General features: G+C 61.1%; 14 protein-coding genes. 7 read left to right on the forward strand and 7 right to left on the reverse strand.

Annotated elements, in window-relative coordinates:
- Positions 1–7: 7 nt before the first annotated feature.
- Complete coding sequence (gene gntR / locus CFter6_RS24500; protein WP_061542107.1) at positions 8–1042, reverse strand: HTH-type transcriptional regulator GntR; 1035 nt, start codon at positions 1040–1042, stop codon at positions 8–10.
- 370 nt (positions 1043–1412) lie between these two features.
- On the opposite strand from gntR, the gene gntK reads away from it, so the two are divergent.
- On the forward strand, positions 1413–2981 hold the full coding sequence (gene gntK, locus CFter6_RS24505) for a gluconokinase (protein WP_061542108.1): 1569 nt from the start codon (positions 1413–1415) through the stop codon (positions 2979–2981).
- Between the two features lie 86 nt (positions 2982–3067).
- On the opposite strand, the gene CFter6_RS24510 is transcribed toward gntK, so the two are convergent.
- The gene (locus CFter6_RS24510; protein ID WP_014008393.1) at positions 3068–4033 is read right to left on the reverse strand and encodes a LysR family transcriptional regulator; all 966 of its coding nucleotides are present in this window, start codon (positions 4031–4033) and stop codon (positions 3068–3070) included.
- Between the two features lie 391 nt (positions 4034–4424).
- Here CFter6_RS24510 and CFter6_RS24515 point away from each other — a divergent pair, with 391 nt between their 5' ends.
- Entirely contained in the window at positions 4425–4742 is a 318-nt protein-coding gene (locus tag CFter6_RS24515; protein WP_061542109.1) for a hypothetical protein, read from the forward strand.
- Positions 4743–5039: 297 nt separating this feature from the next.
- Here CFter6_RS24515 and CFter6_RS24520 read toward each other — a convergent pair whose 3' ends face one another.
- Positions 5040–6914, reverse strand: coding sequence for a phosphoenolpyruvate carboxykinase (GTP) (locus tag CFter6_RS24520; protein WP_061542569.1), 1875 nt, complete (start codon positions 6912–6914; stop codon positions 5040–5042).
- Between the two features lie 440 nt (positions 6915–7354).
- Between CFter6_RS24520 and CFter6_RS24525 the strand changes: the two genes are divergently transcribed.
- Positions 7355–8347, forward strand: a complete 993-nt coding sequence (locus CFter6_RS24525; protein WP_061542110.1) for a D-2-hydroxyacid dehydrogenase family protein — start codon at positions 7355–7357, stop codon at positions 8345–8347.
- A gap of 4 nt (positions 8348–8351) precedes the next feature.
- Here the strand turns inward: CFter6_RS24525 and CFter6_RS24530 are convergent, their stop codons facing one another.
- Positions 8352–9107, reverse strand: a complete 756-nt coding sequence (locus tag CFter6_RS24530) for a hypothetical protein (protein WP_061542111.1) — start codon at positions 9105–9107, stop codon at positions 8352–8354.
- A 192-nt stretch (positions 9108–9299) separates the two neighbouring features.
- Between CFter6_RS24530 and CFter6_RS24535 the strand changes: the two genes are divergently transcribed.
- The 4 genes from CFter6_RS24535 to CFter6_RS24550 are packed head-to-tail and all read left to right on the forward strand — an operon-like array spanning position 9300 to position 13516.
- Positions 9300–9920 (forward strand): sorbitol dehydrogenase family protein, encoded by a 621-nt coding sequence (locus tag CFter6_RS24535; protein ID WP_061542112.1) that lies wholly within the window; start codon positions 9300–9302, stop codon positions 9918–9920.
- 2 nt (positions 9921–9922) lie between these two features.
- Positions 9923–11524, forward strand: a complete 1602-nt coding sequence (locus CFter6_RS24540) for a GMC family oxidoreductase (RefSeq protein ID WP_061542113.1) — start codon at positions 9923–9925, stop codon at positions 11522–11524.
- A complete protein-coding gene (locus tag CFter6_RS24545) occupies positions 11521–12990 on the forward strand; it encodes a c-type cytochrome (protein ID WP_205631507.1) in 1470 nt (489 codons plus the stop codon). Before CFter6_RS24540 ends, CFter6_RS24545 begins: the two co-directional genes overlap by 4 nt.
- A 40-nt stretch (positions 12991–13030) precedes the next feature.
- Positions 13031–13516, forward strand: coding sequence for an asparaginase domain-containing protein (locus tag CFter6_RS24550; protein WP_061542114.1), 486 nt, complete (start codon positions 13031–13033; stop codon positions 13514–13516).
- A 66-nt stretch (positions 13517–13582) separates the two neighbouring features.
- On the opposite strand, the gene CFter6_RS24555 is transcribed toward CFter6_RS24550, so the two are convergent.
- The 3 genes from CFter6_RS24555 to CFter6_RS24565 form a co-directional block, all read right to left on the reverse strand.
- Positions 13583–15787, reverse strand: a complete 2205-nt coding sequence (locus CFter6_RS24555; RefSeq protein WP_205631423.1) for a M3 family metallopeptidase — start codon at positions 15785–15787, stop codon at positions 13583–13585.
- Positions 15788–16121: 334 nt separating this feature from the next.
- A complete protein-coding gene (locus CFter6_RS24560; RefSeq protein WP_061542115.1) occupies positions 16122–17195 on the reverse strand; it encodes a porin in 1074 nt (357 codons plus the stop codon).
- A 175-nt stretch (positions 17196–17370) separates the two neighbouring features.
- On the reverse strand, positions 17371–18462 hold the full coding sequence (locus CFter6_RS24565) for an ABC transporter ATP-binding protein (RefSeq protein WP_061542116.1): 1092 nt from the start codon (positions 18460–18462) through the stop codon (positions 17371–17373).
- Positions 18463–18470: the final 8 nt, after the last annotated feature.

Raw genomic sequence — 18470 nt, forward strand, 5'->3', positions numbered from 1 at the left:
TTCCTGCTCAGGTGCTGCTGCGTATCGCCAGCTTGAAGCCGAGGTCGACGCTGGTGGTTTCCGGCGTCTCGTGCCTGAGCAGCTTGATCAATAACTGGGCGGCGGTAAACCCGATGTCGTAGCGCGGCGTGACGATCGTAGTGATGCCGGGATTGGCGAAGGCCGACCACGGCAAATCGTTGAAACCGGCGATCGCCATCTGGCCCGGCACCGACAGGCCGCGCCGCTGGCACTCGAACAGGACGCCCAGCGCCAGGTCGTCGTTGCAACAGAACACCGCATCGCAGGCTGGCGTCTGCTGCAGGATCTGGCCCAACATCTTGGTGCCCAGCTCCACCGTCGACGGCGCCGGCGTCAGCACTTCGATATCGGGGTTGATGCCGGCTTCCGACAAAGCCTTGCGAAAACCGTGGCGGCGTTTCATCATGCGCGGATCAAGCTGGGCGCCGAGGAAACCGGGCTGGCGGTAGCCGCGTTCGATCAGATGGCGGGCGATGCTGTAGCCCGCATCTTCGTGCGAAAAACCGACTGTGACCTCGCTGTTTTCCGGGTTCAGGTCGAACATGCGCACGGCTGGCACATTGTGCGTCGCCAGTTGCTCGCGCAGCGCATCCTGCTGTTCTATGCCGCTCAGCAAAAAACCGTCCGGCGCATGCGCCAGGTAAGTGCTGATCAGCTGGCTTTCCTTGTCCGGCGAATAGCTGCTTTCGCCGATCAGGAATTTATAGCCGTGCTGGTTCAGGCTGTCGCGGATCCCGGTCAGCGTGTCGACGAATACGGAATTGCTGAGCGACGGCACGATGACGCCGATCACCTGCGACTTGGCCGACGCCAGCGTGCTGGCGGCCTGGTTCGGCACATAACCGAGCTGCTTGATCGCCGCCGCAATGCGGTCGCGCGCTTCCAGCTGCACCAGCGCCGGAGTTTTCAGTGCGCGCGATACGGTCATCGGGCTGACCCGCGCCAGGCGTGCGACATCGACGATGGTTACCCTGCCGCTGGCGCGGCTGTGGCGTTGTGGCTTGAGTTCCTGGCTGGTCATGGTAACGATGGCATTGAATGGTCTCTCTACATTTAGCTCGCTGCTGCCAGCTTATTCATTATTCAGCCGGATTCCAGTTATGTATGCCGGGCAATGGAATCTTGTTCATTTGGCTAGCGTAAGCAATGTTACACGCAAGCCCTGCTGCATTGTTATAGTTTCCTTGGAGTAAGGGTACTAGCAGTGTGCAATATTACTTTCCGTTGTAAAAGAGACGCGATGTTAGCGCTAACATATGATGTATGATTGCGGCCACGCAGCCACGCGGCGGCGCCGGCAAGTACTACAATGAAACGGGTGCGGCGCACGGCGTCCAGGCAGGATAGCTGCTCATCAGCAGTCGCTTACTCATTTCATCACGAGGTAGTTCATGCAACACCAGCCAGAATACATGCTCGGCGTAGACATCGGCACCACCAGCACCAAGGCGGTGCTGTTCACCACCCAGGGACAGGTAGTGGCGCAGCACGCGGTGGAATACCCCCTGCTGTGCACCACGCCGGGCATGGCTGAGCAAGATCCGCTGCAGATTTACGAGGCGGTGCTGAGCGCGATCAAGAACGCGGTGGGCAACGCTGCTGGCAAGAACGGCGTCGAGGCCGCACAGATAAAGCTGGTGTCCTTCAGCGCCGCCATGCATAGCGTGATCGCGGTCGGCCAGGACGGCGCGCTGCTGAGCAACAGCATCACCTGGGGCGACAACCGTGCCGGCGCATGGGCCAACCGCATCCGCGACGAACTGGGCGGCCATGAAATCTACCTGCGCACCGGCACCCCTATCCATCCGATGTCGCCGCTATGCAAGATCATGTGGCTGCGCCATGACCAGCCGCAGCTGTTTGCGCGCGCGGCGCGCTTTGTCGGCGTCAAGGAATATGTGCTGTACCGCCTGTTCGGCGAATGGCTGGTCGATCATTCGATCGCCTCCGCCACCGGCATGTTCAACCTGCAGCAGCTGGACTGGGACCAGGGCGCGCTGGAACTGCTCGGCATCGGCCCGCAGCAATTGTCGAAACTTGTGCCGACCACTCACCACCTGAGCGGCCTGGCGCCGGCCATGGCGCAGCAGCTGGGCCTGGCGCCGGCGACGCCGTTCGTGATCGGCGCCAACGACGGCGTGCTGTCCAACCTTGGCGTCAACGCCATCGGCCCGGGCCAGGTCGCGGTCACCATCGGTACGTCGGGAGCGATGCGGACCGTGATCGACAAGCCGCTGACCGATCCCTCCGGCCGCACCTTCTGTTATGCCCTGACCGCCAGGCACTGGGTGGTCGGCGGCCCCACCAACAACGGCGGCAGCATTTTCCACTGGGTGCGCGACGAGCTGGCGACCGCCGAAGCCGCCGCCGCCAAGGCCGCCGGCCTTGATCCCTACGATGCCTTGACCAAAATCGCCGAGGGCGTCAGCGCCGGCGCCGAAGGGTTGCTGTTCCATCCTTACCTGGCGGGCGAACGTGCGCCGTTATGGAATGCCGACGCGCGCGGTTCCTATTTCGGCCTGGCGACGCATCACGGCAAGCCGCACATGATCCGGGCCGCGCTGGAAGGTGTGATTTTCAGCCTGTACAGCATCTTGCCGGCAGTCGAAGACCTGATCGGGCCTACCACCCATATGATGGCGACCGGCGGTTTTGCCCGTTCGCCGTTGTGGCGGCAGATGATGGCGGATATTTTCGAACGTGAAGTGGTAGTGCCGGAAAGCGTCGAATCATCCTGCCTCGGCGCCGCCGTGCTTGGCCTGTATGCGCTGGGCAAAGTCGATTCGCTGGAAGTCATCGGCGGCATGGTCGGCTCTACCCACCGCCATGTGCCGATTGCGGAAAACGTCGCGCTGTATCGCCGCTTGTGGCCGATCTATGCGGCTATCCCCAGGCAGCTTGAGCAGCAGTACCGGCAGCTGTCGCAGTTCCAGCGAGAGACTGCGGTCACGCCGTCTTGAACCGTAGCGTGGGCACCTGTGCCCACGCGGACCTATGTGCATCTGCTGTCACGCCTGGGCAAAAAAACCTGCCCACCCTACCGGCTTTAATCTTCGTCTTCCGGATCGATCAGGCTGAATTTTTCGTGAGCGGTTTCGCTCAAATGCCCGCGCAGCCATTTGTGCGCCGGGTTGCGGGAATCCCGTTCGTGCCACAGCATGTCGACATGGACCGCCGGCGTCGGGAACGGCAGCTCGCGCGCTACCAGCTCCTCGGTCATGCCGGTAGCGCCGATCAGGTGGCGCGGCAAGACCGTCAGCAGATCTGAACTGGCGACCACCCGGCCAGCCGTGAAGAATTGATTGACGGTCAGCAGGATGCGCCGTTCGCGTCCCATCGCCGCCAGGGTTTCATCGATCAGGCCATGCGCGCGGCCGGAAAAACTGACCAGCAAATGATGCGATGCGCAGTAATTGTCCAGGGTCAGCACCTGATTCGCCAGCGGATGGTTCTTGTGCATCACGCAGACATATTCGCCGGTGTACAGCCGCTCATGATGGATAGGCGAAGCGCTGGTGGTCTGGCCGCCGGCCAGCTGGGCTGCGACGCCGGGGAAAAAACCCACCGCCAGGTCAACATCGCCGCGCAGCAGCATCTGGCGCGGATCGCGGGTGGTCAGCGGCACCATGCGCAGGTTCAGCTGCGGCGCGTCGCGCTCGATGGTGCGCACCAGCCCCGGCAGCCACAGCGCAGCGGTAGCGTCCGCCATCGCCATCTGGAAAGTGGTGTGGGCGCGCGAGACATCGAAGGTCTCCGGCGTGATTGCGGTTTCCAGGTCGGTCAGCGCACGCCTGACCACCGGCCACAATTCTTCGGCATGCTGGGTCGGCTTGACGCCGTGCGCGGTGCGGATCAGCAGCTCGTCGTTGAGGGTGTCGCGCAGGCGTTTCAAGGCGTTCGACACGGCCGGCTGGGTCATCGCCAGCCGGCTGGCGGCGCGCGTCAGGTTCTGCTCGGTCATGACGGCATCGAAGACACGCAGCAGGTTCAGGTCAAGCGTCAGGAAGCTCATGGTTGGATCTATCGTTAATTATTTTTAGATGGAATATGGCGCCGGCAAATTTAGCTGGAAGCAACATTCACAGATTTTATAACTGTTATATGAAAGCGCAATGACAGATTTCAAGTGCAGTAAAAATATTGCGTCACAACATAAAACGCATATCAGGCTGGATTATGTCTCAGATGTTCAACTATTGCCGAGTTGAAACCAAGACAAACCGATCTCTCGCCTCTCATGCTTTATCTTACACATCTTGTCTTAACCACGACATGAGGGACATTCTTCAGCAGCGGCGAACATTATTCGTTGAACACATAACTGATATCCCAAATCAGAATTGGATAGCTCCCTAAGTAGTGAATATACTGCAATGCAACATCATCAACAAAGAGTAGTTGCAATGTCTTTATTCGCTTTTGCCCTGCCAGCTGAAATCGCTTTGTTCGACGCATCGGCCTTGCTTGCTGCCGCTGCCGCCGCATTGCGGCCATTGCTGGGCCTGGGAGCGCTGGCGACCTTGATGGTGTATTTCAAACCGCTCTGGATGGGGATCTTGCGTGCAGCACTGATGTTGATCAAGCCGCGCAAATCACTGGAACAGCGGATTGCCCGCAGCAAGTTCAGAGGACAGCAAGTGATACGCCGCATGGCTAACGACCATGCCTCTAGCCAGCCTAACCTGGCTGCAGAGCTGCGATTGCTGGCCGGTCGCGATTGATTATTGTTAATAACCACGAGGAGTTTGCCATGCACCAATACATTTACCACGACGAAGACGGTTTCCCGACTTTCGCGGTGCTGCAATGGCTGCGTGCCATGGCGACCCGCGTTCTGGCCTGGATGGGTTTGAACGGCCTGTAAAAGCTGTCACCGGAATTTTTGACGTCTCCTCTTTCCTGCGATGGAAGGATTCACCCTGCCGGCTTGGCGCCGGCAGGGATTTTTTTTGTCTGCCCATAAAAAAACGCCCGCAGCTTGCGGGCGTTTTGTATTGCGATAGCAAGCTATCCAGGCCTTACTCGGCCAGGTTCTTCTCCAGCGCCAGTTTTACCTTGGCCAGCTGCTGCGGCAAATGGTGTTTCAGCTTGTCGAACAGTTCTGCATGCAGCTCCGTCTCCGCTTTCCAGGCTGCTTTGTCGATCGCGGTGATGCGCTCGAACTGCTCTTCGCTGAAATCCAGTCCTTCCCAGCTCAGGTCGCCGTAGCGCGGCGTCACGCCGAACAGGTGCTCGACTCCGCCCTGCTTGCCGTCGAGCCGGTCCAGCATCCATTTCAGCACGCGCATGTTGTCGCCGAAGCCAGGCCAGACGAATTTGCCGTCGGCGCCGGTGCGGAACCAGTTGACGCAGAAGATCTTCGGCAGCTCGGCCCGGTTTTGCTGTGCCAGTTTTTCGCCCAATGTCAGCCAGTGCTGGAAGTAGTCGCTCATGTTGTAGCCGATGAACGGCAGCATGGCGAACGGATCGCGGCGCACCACACCTTGCTGGCCGGCAGCGGCGGCAGTGGTTTCCGAACCCATGGTGGCCGCCATGTAGACGCCTTCCACCCAGTTGCGCGCTTCGGTCACCAGCGGCACGGTGGTGGAGCGGCGGCCGCCGAAAATGAAGGCCGAGATCGGCACGCCGGCCGGATCGTCCCAGGCGGCGTCGATGACCGGATTCTGGGTCGCGGCCACGGTGAAGCGCGCATTCGGATGGGCAGCCTTGGCGCCGGTTTCCTTGGCGATGGCCGGGGTCCAGTCCTTGCCCTGCCAGTCGATCAGGTGCGCCGGCGGGGTGCTGCTCATGCCTTCCCACCAGACGTCGCCGTCGTCGGTCAGCGCGACGTTGGTGAAGATGGTGTTTTCGCGCAGCGATGCCATGCAGTTGTAGTTGGTCTTGTCATTGGTGCCGGGCGCAACGCCGAAATAGCCGGCTTCCGGATTGATCGCGTACAGGCGGCCATCAGCGCCCGGCTTGATCCAGGCGATGTCGTCGCCGATGGTAGTGACTTTCCAGCCTTCAAAACCGGCAGGCGGAATCAGCATGGCGAAATTGGTCTTGCCGCAGGCCGATGGGAAAGCTGCCGCGACATAGTGTTTCTTGCCAGGTTTACCATTAATTGCGGGCGACTCCACGCCGAGGATCAGCATGTGTTCCGCCAGCCAGCCCTGGTCGCGGCCCATGGTCGAGGCGATGCGCAGCGCGAAGCACTTCTTGCCGAGCAGCGCGTTGCCGCCGTAACCCGAACCGTAAGACCAGATTTCACGGGTTTCCGGATAGTGGACGATGTACTTGGTCGGATTGCAAGGCCAGGCCACATCCTTCTGGCCGGCTGCCAGCGGCGCGCCGACGCTGTGTACGCAAGGCACGAACTCGCCGTCGCTGCCGAGCACGTCATACACGGCGCGGCCCATGCGGGTCATGATGCGCATGTTGACGGCGACGTACGGCGAATCGGACAGCTCGACGCCGATGTGCGCAATCGGCGAACCCAGCGGGCCCATCGAAAACGGCACTACATACATGGTGCGGCCCTGCATGCAGCCGTCGAACAAGCCGTGCAGCGTCTTGCGCATTTCAGCCGGGTCGGTCCAGTTGTTGGTCGGGCCAGCGTCCTCTTCTTTTGCCGAGCAGATGAAAGTGCGGTCTTCGACGCGCGCCACGTCGGACGGATCGGAGCATGCGAGGTAGCTGTTCGGGCGTTTTTCCTGGTTCAGTTTTTTCATGGTGCCGGCAGCTACCATTTCGCTGCACAGGCGATCGTATTCGGCTTGCGAACCGTCGCACCAGTAGATGCGGTCAGGTTTGGTCAGCGCGGCGACTTCGGCCACCCAGTTGATCAGCTTCTGCTGTTTGACGAATGCCGGGGCGTTGATTGCGGCGATGCCGCCCATAAGGGGTTGATTCATGAAAACTACCTCCAATACCAATAAAGAAATCTGTTTCTTGCCTTCCTCTTGCCAGCGGGCTGCGCCTGGCTGGCGCGCCGTGTCGGTCGGCTGAATCCTGGTGCGTTTGCTGCGGGCTATCCGCAATCTGTTGCGTGACCGCAGGCAGCAAAAAATGAAATAATGGGCCGGATTTAGTCTTGTTTACAAAACTGCAGGCGCCGAGCGGGTTTTACTGCAGGCCTTACTGTGATTCAGGCCGCACACCATGGTCGATATAGCCTGTCTGCTCCGGAAAACTGCATTTATCCTGGAAAAAGTGGGCCGATTGTACACCCGATTTGTAGTGAAATTGACCAACTATTGTAGTAAGGTATTTCCCATTTTCCGGATGCTGTTGCTTTATTACGTGGCAGCCCTTTTCCCTTATTTTTTTGTCACACTTACAGCATGGAACTCCTATGAAAATTGCCGTACTGGATGATTATCAAGACAGCGTCCGCCATCTCGACAGCTTCAGATTATTGGATGGCCACGACGTCAAAGTGTTCAACAATTCGGCGCGCGGTGTTGGCCAGCTGGCAATCCGCCTGGCCGATTTTGAAGCGCTGGTGCTGATTCGCGAACGCAGCAGTTTTTCCAGGGCGCTGCTGCAAAAACTGCCTAAGCTGAAACTGATATCGCAGACCGGAAAAGTCAGCGGCCATATCGATGTCGAAGCAGCTACCGAATGCGGCATCGCCATCGTCGAGGGCATCGGCGATCCGACCGCGCCGGCCGAACTGACCTGGGCCCTGATCATGGCCGCCAGCCGCCGCATCCCGCGTTATGTCAGCAACCTGCAGCAGGGACAGTGGCAATCGGTGTCGGCGCTACCGCAAAACGATGTGCTGGGCACCGTGCTCAAGGGCCGTACGCTGGCGATCTGGGGTTATGGAAAAATCGGCCGCATGGTGGCCGGCTATGGCAAGGCGTTCGGCATGCGGGTGCTGGTGTGGGGCCGCGAAGCCAGCCTGGCCGCCGTGCAGAAAGATGGCTATGAAGCGGCGGCCTCGAAACAGCAGTTTTTCGCCGAAGCCGATGTGCTGTCGCTGCACCTGCGCCTGAACGATGCGACGCGCGGCATTGTCGAGGCGGCCGACCTGGCCTTGATGAAATCCAGCGCCATTTTTGTCAACACCAGCCGCGCCGAGCTGGTTGCCGAGGGCGCTCTGGAGCCGGCTTTGCAGCAGGGCAGGCCCGGTTTTGCTGCGCTGGATGTGTTTGAAACCGAACCGCTGGCGCCGGATTCGCCGCTGCTGCGGATGGAGAATGTGCTGGCTTCGCCGCACCTGGGTTATGTCGAAAAAGACAGTTACGAGTTGTACTTTCGGATCGCATTCCAGAATGTCGTGGATTTCGCCGGCGGCGCGCCCAAGAATGTCCTGAATCCGGACGCGCTGCTGCTGAAGTAAACCGTCAGTCGTCGTCGCCGGCGCCGCTGGGCAGGATCAGCTTGTTCAGGCGCGCTGCCGGCGCCGCCAGCGTGGTGTCGCGCCACATGCCCTGCCAGCCGGGCGGCCATGGCAAAGGCGGGCCGCTGTATTCGGGTACGTTCTTGCGCACCGGGATCACCGGCAGGCTGTCCGGCATCGGGCCTTCGCTCCAGCCCAGGCTGAAAGCGTAATCCGGCAGCAGGGCGTCGCATACCTTGGCGAACCATGCGCTATGGTCCTCGTCGCGCCCCAGCGCTTGCGCCAGCCCATGCGGATCGAACTGCGCCAGCGCCCTGGCCAGTTCCGGAATCGCGGCCCCCGGCTGGTCGCCCCAGCCGAGGATGGGATTGAAGTTGTAATCGGCGCCGGAGCCGTACCAGCCCTCGCGCCTTGCCCTTTCCATCCAGCTGCGCCGTCCGCAAAACAGGTGCCAGCGCCAGTGCAGGCCGGACGGCTTGGGCCAGCTGTACAGGTACAGGCGCTGGTAACCGGCGCGGTGCAATTCACGCACCAGCGCCATCAGGCGCGCATGCGGCATGCGGTCCGGCGGCGCGTGGCGGAACAGGATCGGCTCGCCGTCCGCGTGCTGCACCTCGTCAGTGGACAGGTTCAGGTCCAGCGTCCGCTTCTCGCTGCCGAAACGCGCAGCGACCCAGCCGGTCAGCAGGTTGACGGAGGTGATCACGCCATAACCGCGGAAGCGGTGGAAAATGACGGTGCCGGGTGCGATGGGTTTCATGAGTCGGAATTCTTGTAAAAAGAGATGAACGCTGAAATCAAATGTTACCAGTGTAGTCGCTGCACGGCGTTTTCCTAGGAGCCTGCCGATCTCCTTAAGTCCGGCAGGCTCCTAGGGTTGCCAAAAGACGCAGCATGCAATAGCTTAGCTTAGTATAATCAGGCAACCCACCAGGCAGAAAGGACTAGCCACATGAAGCAACGTCCACCAGTTGTAGGCCAGCGATCAGGCGACCAGCCGATCACAGCAGCCCCCGGCCGCGAGGTGTTTTCCGCCAGCAGGCGCAACCTCATGTTGCTGGCCGGTGTCAGTTTCGCGATGATGAGCATCCCCCGCTGGCTGCAGCAAGCCGCAGCCCAGACCGTCACCCCCGCCGCTTCTCCCCCCAGCGCCAATACCCAGCAGCAAGCGAATTTCATGGCATTGTCAGCCTTGCTGACCGGCGCCGCGAAGCTCAATCCGCGCACGGGCGCGAGGCTGTACAGTGCGCTCAGCACGCAAGCGATCGAGTTTGAAAAGCAGGCAGCCGCATTGTGGCAATACAGTCTCGATCACAAGATCAAGGATGTGGATAACCTGGCGGCCGCGGTCGGCGCCGACAGTGCGTTGTCGCTGGTGCTGCATCGTATCGTCAGCGGCTGGTACCTGGGCGTAGTCGGCGACGGCGGCGTCACCGGCGGCGCCAAGGTCATCGCCTTCGAACAGGCGTTGATGTTCGACCAGGTGCGCGATGCGGTAGTCGTGCCCACCTATTGCCGTGCCGCCCCCGGTTACTGGACCACTCAACCGGCAGTCTTGAAAGCGAGGGTTTGACCATGGCTGATAACTTGTCTGCTGATGTTGTAATCGTAGGTTCCGGCGTCGCCGGCGCCCTGGTGGCGCATCAACTGGCCTTGTCCGGCGCTTCGGTGCTGGTGCTGGAAGCCGGGCCGCGTCTGGAACGCTGGCGCATCGTCGAGAATTACCGGAACACGCCCAGCAAGGACGATTTCATGGTGCCCTACCCGTCCACCAAATACGCGCCGCATCCCGAATACACGCCGGAAAACAATTACCTGATCCTCAAGGGTTCGCATAAATACAATTCGCAGTACATCCGCGCGGTAGGCGGCACCACCTGGCACTGGGCAGCCGCTGCCTGGCGTTTCCTGCCCAACGATTTCAAGATGAAAACCCTGTACGGCGTCGGCCGCGACTGGCCGATCAGCTACGACGAGCTGGAGCCCTACTACTACCGGGCCGAAGTCGAGCTCGGCGTATCCGGCCCCAACGACGGTACCGACCTCGGTTCGCCGCGCAAGCAACCCTATCCGATGGATCACCTGCCGCTGTCCTGGAACGACCAGCGTTTCAGCGCCGTGGTCAACGGCGCCGGCCACAAGGTGGTGTCGGAACCGGTGGCGCGCAACAGCCGCGCCTACGATGAACGGCCCAACTGCTGCGGCAACAACAACTGCATGCCGATCTGTCCGATCGCCGCCATGTATAGCGGCATCATCCACGTCGAGAAAGCCGAAAAGGCCGGCGCCAAGGTGCTGCCCGATGCCGTGGTGTACCGCATCGAAGTGGACGCCAAGGAGCGCATCAGCGCCGTTCACTACAAGGATCCGGAAGGCGTCACGCACCGCGTCACCGGCAAATATTTCGTGCTGGCCGCGAACGGCATCGAGATTCCGAAACTGATGCTGATGTCGACCGACGACAAGCATGGCAAAGGCGTAGGCAACAGCTCGGACCAGGTCGGCCGCAACCTGATGGACCATCCCGGCACCGGGGTTACCTTCCTTGCCAATGAAGACCTGTGGCCGGGGCGCGGTCCGATCGAAATGACCTCCATCGTCGACATGCGCGACGGCGCTTTCCGCTCCGAATACGCCGCCAAGAAACTGCACCTGAATAACATGGCGCAAACCAACCATGCTGCGCAGACCGCCCTGAAAGACGGCCTGGTCGGCCTCAAGCTGAACCAGGAAATCCGCCGCCGCGCGGCGCGCACCGTGAATATCAACAGCTTCCACGATATCCTGCCGGATCCGGAAAATCGCATACGGCCGAGCGCGGAAAAGCGCGATGCATTGGGTATTCCGCAGCCGGAAATCACCTATTCGATCAATGACTACGTGCAGAAGAGCGCCGTGCTGACGCACCAGGCCTACGCCAGCATCGCCGCCATGTTCGGCGGCACCGAGATCAAGTTCGACGACGATTTCGCGCCGAACAACCACATCATGGGCGCCACCATCATGGGCGGCGATCCGCGCGATTCGGTGGTCGACGCCCATTGCCGTTCGCACGACCACGAAAACCTGTTCATCGCCAGCGGTTCGGTGATGCCGGTAGCCGGCACCGTGAACTGCACCTTGACCATCGCGGCGCTGTCCCTGCGCATCGCCGACACCTTGAGGACAGTGCTATGACGGCCCGCTCTCAACTCACCTTTCCGCGCTGGATGGCCGGCATGGTCCTGGCTGCCGGATTGGCGCAAGGCGGTGCCGCAGCAGCAGCCGATACCGCGGCGACCGCTGCCGTGGCTGCCGCTCCGGCCGCAGCGCCCAACGCCGACCAGATCACGCGCGGCGCTTACCTGGCCAAGGCCGCCGACTGTATCGCCTGCCACACGGTTGATCCGGCCAAGCCGTTCGCCGGCGGTTATCCGCTGGCGACGCCGTTCGGCACCATCTACGGCCCCAACATCACGCCGGATAAAGAGACCGGCATCGGCAACTGGAGCGATGAGGATTTCATCCGCGCCCTGCACAACGGCATCGACGACGAAGGCAAGCATCTATATCCTGCCTTCCCCTACGCGTCCTTCACCAAGCTGTCGCGCGACGATGTGCTGGCGATCAAGGCCTACCTGTTCAGCCTGCCGCCGATCCCGCAAAAGAACCTGGAAAACAAGCTGCCCTTCCCGCTCAACCAGCGCTGGATCCTGGCCGGCTGGAACCTGTTCAACTTCAAGCCGGGCGAATGGAAGGACGATGCCGGCAAGAGCCCGGAATGGAATCGCGGCGCTTACCTGGTGGAAGGGCTGGCCCACTGCCAGGAATGCCATACGCCGCGTAACCTGACCATGGGCGTCGACCTCAAGCGCTCCTTCGGCGGCGCCCAGCTGGGCGGCTGGACCGCGTTCAACATCACGCCCGATCCGGTCAGCGGCATCGGCGGCTGGAAGGACGAAGAAATCGTCCAGTACCTGAAAACCGGCCTGGTGCCGGGCAAGGCATCCGCGGCCGGCGGCATGGCGGAAGCGATCGAACACAGCCTGCAATACCTGAGCGAGCCTGACCTGAAGGCGATCGTCACTTACATGCGCAGCGTGCCGGCCATCAGCGATGCGGCCGACAAGAAACCGCGCTACGCCTGGGGCCAGGCAGCGGATGACGATGCCGATTTGCGCGGGGTGGCGGCGGTATCGGTCAGCAGCAATGCCGCCAGCGGCGCCGAGCTGTTCAGCGGCAACTGCGCCAGCTGCCACTCGGCCAGCGGCAGCGGCGTGGTCGGCGGTTATTACCCTTCCCTGTTCAGCAACAGCGTGGTGGGCGCGCGCGATCCCGGCAACTTGCTGATGGTGATCCTCAACGGCGTGCAGCGCCGCGGCAAGGACGAGCAGACTTTCATGCCCGGTTTTGCCGGCCACCTCAACGATGGCCAGGTCGCCATGCTGGCCAACTACGTGGTCAAGCAGTACGGCCATGCCGATACGCCGCCGATTACGCCAGAGCAGGTCAAGGTGCAGCGCCAGGGCGGGCCGGTGTCGCCGATGCTGACTTTACTGCCATGGGGACTAGGCGCGGCAGGGCTGATCGTGTTATTTATACTGTTTTCACTGATCATGCGTCGTGGCCGGCGGCCTTCCAAGGACGACTCGGCTGCTTCATAGGAACAGGTTCATAGAAATCGCATCATAGGAATATCTACTCATGGCCCTACGTATCATCGCCACCGGCGGCACTTTCGATAAACATTACGACGAGATCGCCGGTAAACTGACTTTCGCCACCAGCCACCTGCCGCAGGTGATCCAGCGCGCGCGCATCACTACCGAAATCGCGCTGGAAGAACTGCCGCTGCTCGATTCGCTCGACATGCAAGACATCGACCGCCGGCGCGTGCTGGCTTCCTGCACGCATGCGGCGGAATCGGCGATAGTCATCATCCACGGCACCGACACCATGCGCGAGACCGCCGCCGTGCTGGGCGCGGCGGCGCTGGAAAAGACGATCGTGGTGACCGGCGCGATGATTCCCTATGCGATTGCCAACTCCGATGCCTTGTTCAATTTCGGCTTTGCCTGCGGCGTTGCGCAATCCTTGCCGCACGGCGTGTACGTGGCGATGAACGGCAAGATTTTTGCATGGGACAAAGTAGAGAAAAACCGGGTTGCAGGAGTCTTTGAGCCTTTGTAATATCTTTTCTTCAGGCGAAAAAAAACGGGGCAGAATTTCTGCCCCGTTTTCACATCCAGCCCACTGTTACTTGGTTACCCCGGTCAGGCCGCGCGCCTCCAGCAGAGGCTCGACTTCCGGCCCGCGTCCGTAGAAGTCCTTGAACTGGGCGCTAGGGTCGGCGCTGAAGCCGCGCGACAGCACCTTGGCGCGCAACAGGTCGCCGTTGGCGCGTTTCAGGCCGCCGTGGGTGTCCATCCAGTGCTCGGTATCCTTGGCCAGCACGTCGCTCCAGATATAAGCGTAATAACCGGCTGCATAGCCGCTGGCGAAGATGTGCTGGAAGTATTGCGTGTGGTAGCGCGGCGGCACCACATAACCGTCGCCGCTGCTGGCAGCCTGCAAGGTTTTGGCTTCAAACGCCATCACATCCTTGGCGGCCGGCGTCTGGCCTGCCGGCAGCTGGTGCCAGGCCTGGTCCAGCATGGCCGCCGCCAGGTATTCCGAAGTCTCGAAACCGGCATTGAACTTGCGCGCCGCCAGCACCTTGTTGACCAGCGCCCGCGGCATCGGCTTGCCGGTTTTATAGTGCTTGGCGTAGTGGGCCAGGACTTGCGGATTGTGCGACCACATTTCATTGAACTGCGACGGGTATTCGACGAAATCCGGCGGCACCGAGGCGCCAGAGAACATCGGATACTGGACGCTGGAGAACATGCCGTGCAAGGCATGGCCGAACTCGTGGAACATGGTGTTGACTTCGTCAAACGTCAGCAGCACCGGCTTGCCGGCCGGCGGTTTGACGATGTTGATATTGTTCGAGACCACCGGCTTGGTCCCGAACAGACGCGATTGCGGAACATAGCTGTTCATCCAGGCGCCGCCCTGCTTGTTGTCGCGGGCGAAAGGATCGAACAGGAATAAGGCCAATGGCGAACCGTCCTGGTCGAACACTTCGAATACCCGCACATCTTTCTGGTACACCGGCAGGTCGGTGCGTTCCTTGAAGTTGATGCCGTACAGCTGCTGGGCAGCATAGAACACGCCGTTCTGCAGCACATTGTTCAATTCGAAGTAAGGCTTGATCTGGGATTCGTCGAAGTTGTAGCGCGACTTGCGCACCTGTTCAGAGTAAAACGCCCAGTCCCACGGCTGCAGCTTGAACGGCTTGGCATGGCTGGCCTTGGCCTGGCGGTCTATCACCTGCTGTATGGCGGCCGCTTCCTTGCGGGCGTTGGCGGCAGCGGGCGGCGCCAGCTGGGCCAGCATGCGGTTGACGGCGTCCGGCGTGCCGGCGGTTTCATCTTCCAGCTCATAGGCGGCGTGGCTAGGATAACCCAGCAGCGCGGCGCGCTGGGCGCGCAGTTTGACGATCTGGGCGACGCCGGCGACATTGTCGTCGCTGCCGCCGTTGGCGCGCGTGATGGACGCGGTATAGAGGCGCTCACGCAGCTGGCGGTTCTTGAGCTGCGCCAGCAGCGGCTGGTCGGTGGTGTTTTGCAGGGCGATCAGCCATTTGCCGTCCAGCTTGCGGCTGCTTGCAGCCTGCGCCGCGGCGCTGATCTGTTCCGGCGTCAGACCATCAAGGTCGGCCTGGCGATCGACTATCACCGCGCCGTCGTTATTCGCTTTCAGCAGGGTCTGCTGGAATTGCGTGGTGAGCGAAGAAATCTGCTGGTTCAGCTTGCGCAGCTGGTCCTTGTCGGCGGCCGACAAACGGGCGCCGGCCCTGACGAATTCGGTGCGGTAGCGTTCCAGCAGGCGCAGCGATTCCGGATCGAGGCCGAGGCTGCTGCGTTGCTGGTACAACTGTTCGACGCGGGCAAACAGTTGCGGGTCGAGGAAAATGGCGTCCTTGTGGTCGGCCAGCTTGGGCGCCATGTCCTGCTGGGTCTGGTCCAGTTCCGGGCTGGTGTTGGCGCTCACCAGGTTAAAGAATACTTCGCTGACGCGGCTCAGCATCTGGCCCGAGCGTTCCATCGCGACGATGGTGTTGTCGAAGTTCGGCGCCGCCGGATTGGCGGCGATTGCGCGCGCTTCCTGGCGTTGCTGCGCCATGCCTGCTTCGAACGCCGGTTTATAGTCGCTATCCTTGATCCGGTCGAATGGCGGCATGTTGTACGGCAGGCTGCTGACCTGGGCGAACGGGGAATTTGCAGCGAGCGCCGCGGTGGCGGCTGAGGCTTGCGATGCCTTGGTTGATTCATTGTCGGCTGTCGTGCAGCCTATCATGCCGGCAGCCGCCGTCAACATCAATCCGCACAGCGTGATACGTCGTGTAGAAACTTGCATCAGTTCTCCTTGGGTTGGTACAAGTGGACTGTAACAGCCAATTCAGAAGTGCCTGTCACGTACCCGACCCGCATGGCGGCGTTGCAAATGCTCGCAATAGTCTCGCTATTGCTCCGCTTTGCGCCTTGCCCTGCGCGCCGGGTACGCGCCCTTCACTCCCGAATCGGCTGTTACAGTCCACTAGGTATTATTTTTTTGACGAAACATTCTACGCCAGCATTCAAGCTCCCGGGAATCACGCCTTATTTTGATGAAAAAAAACGGAAGACATGCATGTCTTCCGTCTCGAACGGCAGGCCAGCAAAGGCCATGCCGTTTTGCACATCAACCGGGTTTAGAAGCGGTGCTGGATGCCGGCGATGACGCCGGTCTGGCTGCTGCCGTAGGCAATATCGTCACGCGACAAGCCGACCAGCTGCGAATTCTTCGCTTTGGCATAGGCCGCGCTCAGATACAGGTCGGTGCGTTTCGACAGTGCATACTTGCCGCGCACCGAATACATGATCGGATCGGCATCCTTGCCGCTGGCGACGTTCTTGATGTTCTGGTAGTAGATGGCGCCGATCAGCGTCACTACCGGCGTCACCTTGTAGCTGGCGCCGCCCCAGAAGAAATCGCTGCGCAGGTCGGCTGCATTCGACGCCAGCGTCTTCTTGTAGTTGCGATAACCCAGGCTCAGGCTCAGGTTGCTGCCGAGCTGGTAATTGCCCGCCAGGTGGATGGTGGTGGCCTTGTCGTAAGCACTGTTGGTGGCGCTGGCGGCAGTGCCGTTGACCCGGTCGAATGTCGCCGCGATGCGGAACGGGCCGCTTTCGTAGCCCACACCCACGTCATATTTTGCGCTGTCGCTGGTGCTGCCAGCCGTCTCGCCAAAGCCATAGGTAGCGCCCAGCTTGAAGTCGCCGAACTTGCCCTGGTACTTGATGATGTTCGGCTGGTTGGTCGGCATGCCATCCTTGCGGCCACCGGTGGCGCCAGCGGAAGTCACCCATGAATACTGGGCCGAATAACCCATGGGGTCGAACGGCAGGATGAAATCATAGGTAGTGGTGAAAGAGCGGCCCAGCACTACTTTACCGAAGCTGCCTTCCAGGCCGACATTGGCCTGGCGGTTGAACAGCAGGCCGGCGCTGTCGAATTCGCCGGTATCGGTCTTGAAACCGTTTTCCAGCTGGAATACGGCTTTCAGGCCGCCGCCCAGGTCCTCGGTACCGCGAAAGCCGATGCGCGACGTATTCGTGGCGCCCGAGCTCAGGCGCACCAGGCCGTCCTTGTTGGCATTGGCGTTGTTCACATACTCGACCCCGGTATCGATGATGCCGTAGACGGTGACGCTGGTCTGGGCGTAAGCGCCGGATGCCAGCGTGCCGAGTGCGGCCAGTGTTGCCGCCAGGTATTTTCTCTTCATTGTTGTTCCTCCGTTGTGTAATATTTTTTTGTTGGCTGTGCGGTTGCGGCTAAGCTGCACAAAGGCTTTTGTGTAACTTGTCTCCCTTCCCTATGGCTTATTGATACTTTCTTCAATCATGACAAAACTTGTTTATCCATCGCTCTCGTAGGGTGGGCACAGGTGCCCACCCTACCTAGAAGGCCCACAGCGCGTCTTGCGGTAGCTGCAGCCAGTACTCGCCCGGCGCCAGCCGGTGCCGGGCGTAGGCGCGCAGCACGGTGCTGTCGGCGCTGCTGGCGGCAGCGTTGCGGAACACGCATTCCCAGCGGTCGCCCAGGTACATACAGGTCGACAGCGGCAGCTTGATAGCGTTGTCCACCTGCGTAGCGGAGATGTTGACCTGCTCGACGCGGATGATGGCGACCGCATCCTTGTCGCCGCTGCAGATGGTCGGCCCGCGCAGCGTTGCCTTGACGTCGCCGCCTTCGACCTGCAGCAGGGCATGGCCGCCGTCACGTTCCAGCACCTTGGCCGGCAGGCGGTTGTTGCTGCCCATGAACTCGGCGGTGAACAGGGTGTCCGGCGTTTCGTACATGCTTTGCGGCGTGCCCTGCTGTTCGATCTTGCCGTTGTTGAGCAGCAGGATGCGATCGGAAATCGCCATCGCTTCGGCCTGGTCGTGGGTCACCATCAGCGCCGACAAACCGAGCCGCACGATCAGCTCGCGCAGGAAGGCGCGTGCTTCTTCGCGCAGCTTGGCGTCGAGGTTGGACAGCGGCTCGTCCAGCAGGATCACCGGCGGGTTGTACACCAGCGCGCGGGCGATGGCGACCCGTTGCTGCTGGCCACCCGACAGCTGATGCGGGAAGCGGTCGCCCAGGTGGCCGAGGCCGAGCTGGCCCAGCACTGTCTTGACGCGGGCGGCGATGTCGCTGCTGTTCATCTTGCGCAGCTTCAGGCCGTAGCCGACATTGTCGGAAACCGTCTTGTGCGGCCACAGCGCATAGGACTGGAACACCAGTCCCAGGTTGCGCTCTTCTGCCGGGATCTCCAGCTTGCGCTGGCCGTCGAACATGGCGCGCTCGCCGATCTGTATGCTGCCCGACTTCGGCGATTCCAGGCCGGCTACCGCGCGCAGCAAGGTGGTCTTGCCGCTGCCGGAAGGACCCAGCAGGGCCACCACTTCGCCGCGTTGCAATTCCATCGACACGCCCTTGAGGATGGGATTGGCGCTGGCGCCGCTGCCGTAGTCGAGATGCAGGTTGTTGACACTTAATTCGCTCATGATGATTT

Source organism: Collimonas fungivorans (genome assembly GCF_001584145.1).
GTDB lineage: Bacteria > Pseudomonadota > Gammaproteobacteria > Burkholderiales > Burkholderiaceae_D > Collimonas > Collimonas fungivorans.

What these genes read in the sequence shown, in the direction of transcription:
- gntR (WP_061542107.1), bottom strand. Translation starts at nt 1,042, where the DNA reads ATGACCAGCCAGGAACTCAAGCCACAACGCCACAGCCGCGCCAGCGGC.
- gntK (WP_061542108.1), top strand. Translation starts at nt 1,413, where the DNA reads ATGCAACACCAGCCAGAATACATGCTCGGCGTAGACATCGGCACCACC.
- CFter6_RS24510 (WP_014008393.1), bottom strand. Translation starts at nt 4,033, where the DNA reads ATGAGCTTCCTGACGCTTGACCTGAACCTGCTGCGTGTCTTCGATGCC.
- CFter6_RS24515 (WP_061542109.1), top strand. Translation starts at nt 4,425, where the DNA reads ATGTCTTTATTCGCTTTTGCCCTGCCAGCTGAAATCGCTTTGTTCGAC.
- CFter6_RS24520 (WP_061542569.1), bottom strand. Translation starts at nt 6,914, where the DNA reads ATGAATCAACCCCTTATGGGCGGCATCGCCGCAATCAACGCCCCGGCA.
- CFter6_RS24525 (WP_061542110.1), top strand. Translation starts at nt 7,355, where the DNA reads ATGAAAATTGCCGTACTGGATGATTATCAAGACAGCGTCCGCCATCTC.
- CFter6_RS24530 (WP_061542111.1), bottom strand. Translation starts at nt 9,107, where the DNA reads ATGAAACCCATCGCACCCGGCACCGTCATTTTCCACCGCTTCCGCGGT.
- CFter6_RS24535 (WP_061542112.1), top strand. Translation starts at nt 9,300, where the DNA reads ATGAAGCAACGTCCACCAGTTGTAGGCCAGCGATCAGGCGACCAGCCG.
- CFter6_RS24540 (WP_061542113.1), top strand. Translation starts at nt 9,923, where the DNA reads ATGGCTGATAACTTGTCTGCTGATGTTGTAATCGTAGGTTCCGGCGTC.
- CFter6_RS24545 (WP_205631507.1), top strand. Translation starts at nt 11,521, where the DNA reads ATGACGGCCCGCTCTCAACTCACCTTTCCGCGCTGGATGGCCGGCATG.
- CFter6_RS24550 (WP_061542114.1), top strand. Translation starts at nt 13,031, where the DNA reads ATGGCCCTACGTATCATCGCCACCGGCGGCACTTTCGATAAACATTAC.
- CFter6_RS24555 (WP_205631423.1), bottom strand. Translation starts at nt 15,787, where the DNA reads ATGCAAGTTTCTACACGACGTATCACGCTGTGCGGATTGATGTTGACG.
- CFter6_RS24560 (WP_061542115.1), bottom strand. Translation starts at nt 17,195, where the DNA reads ATGAAGAGAAAATACCTGGCGGCAACACTGGCCGCACTCGGCACGCTG.
- CFter6_RS24565 (WP_061542116.1), bottom strand. Translation starts at nt 18,462, where the DNA reads ATGAGCGAATTAAGTGTCAACAACCTGCATCTCGACTACGGCAGCGGC.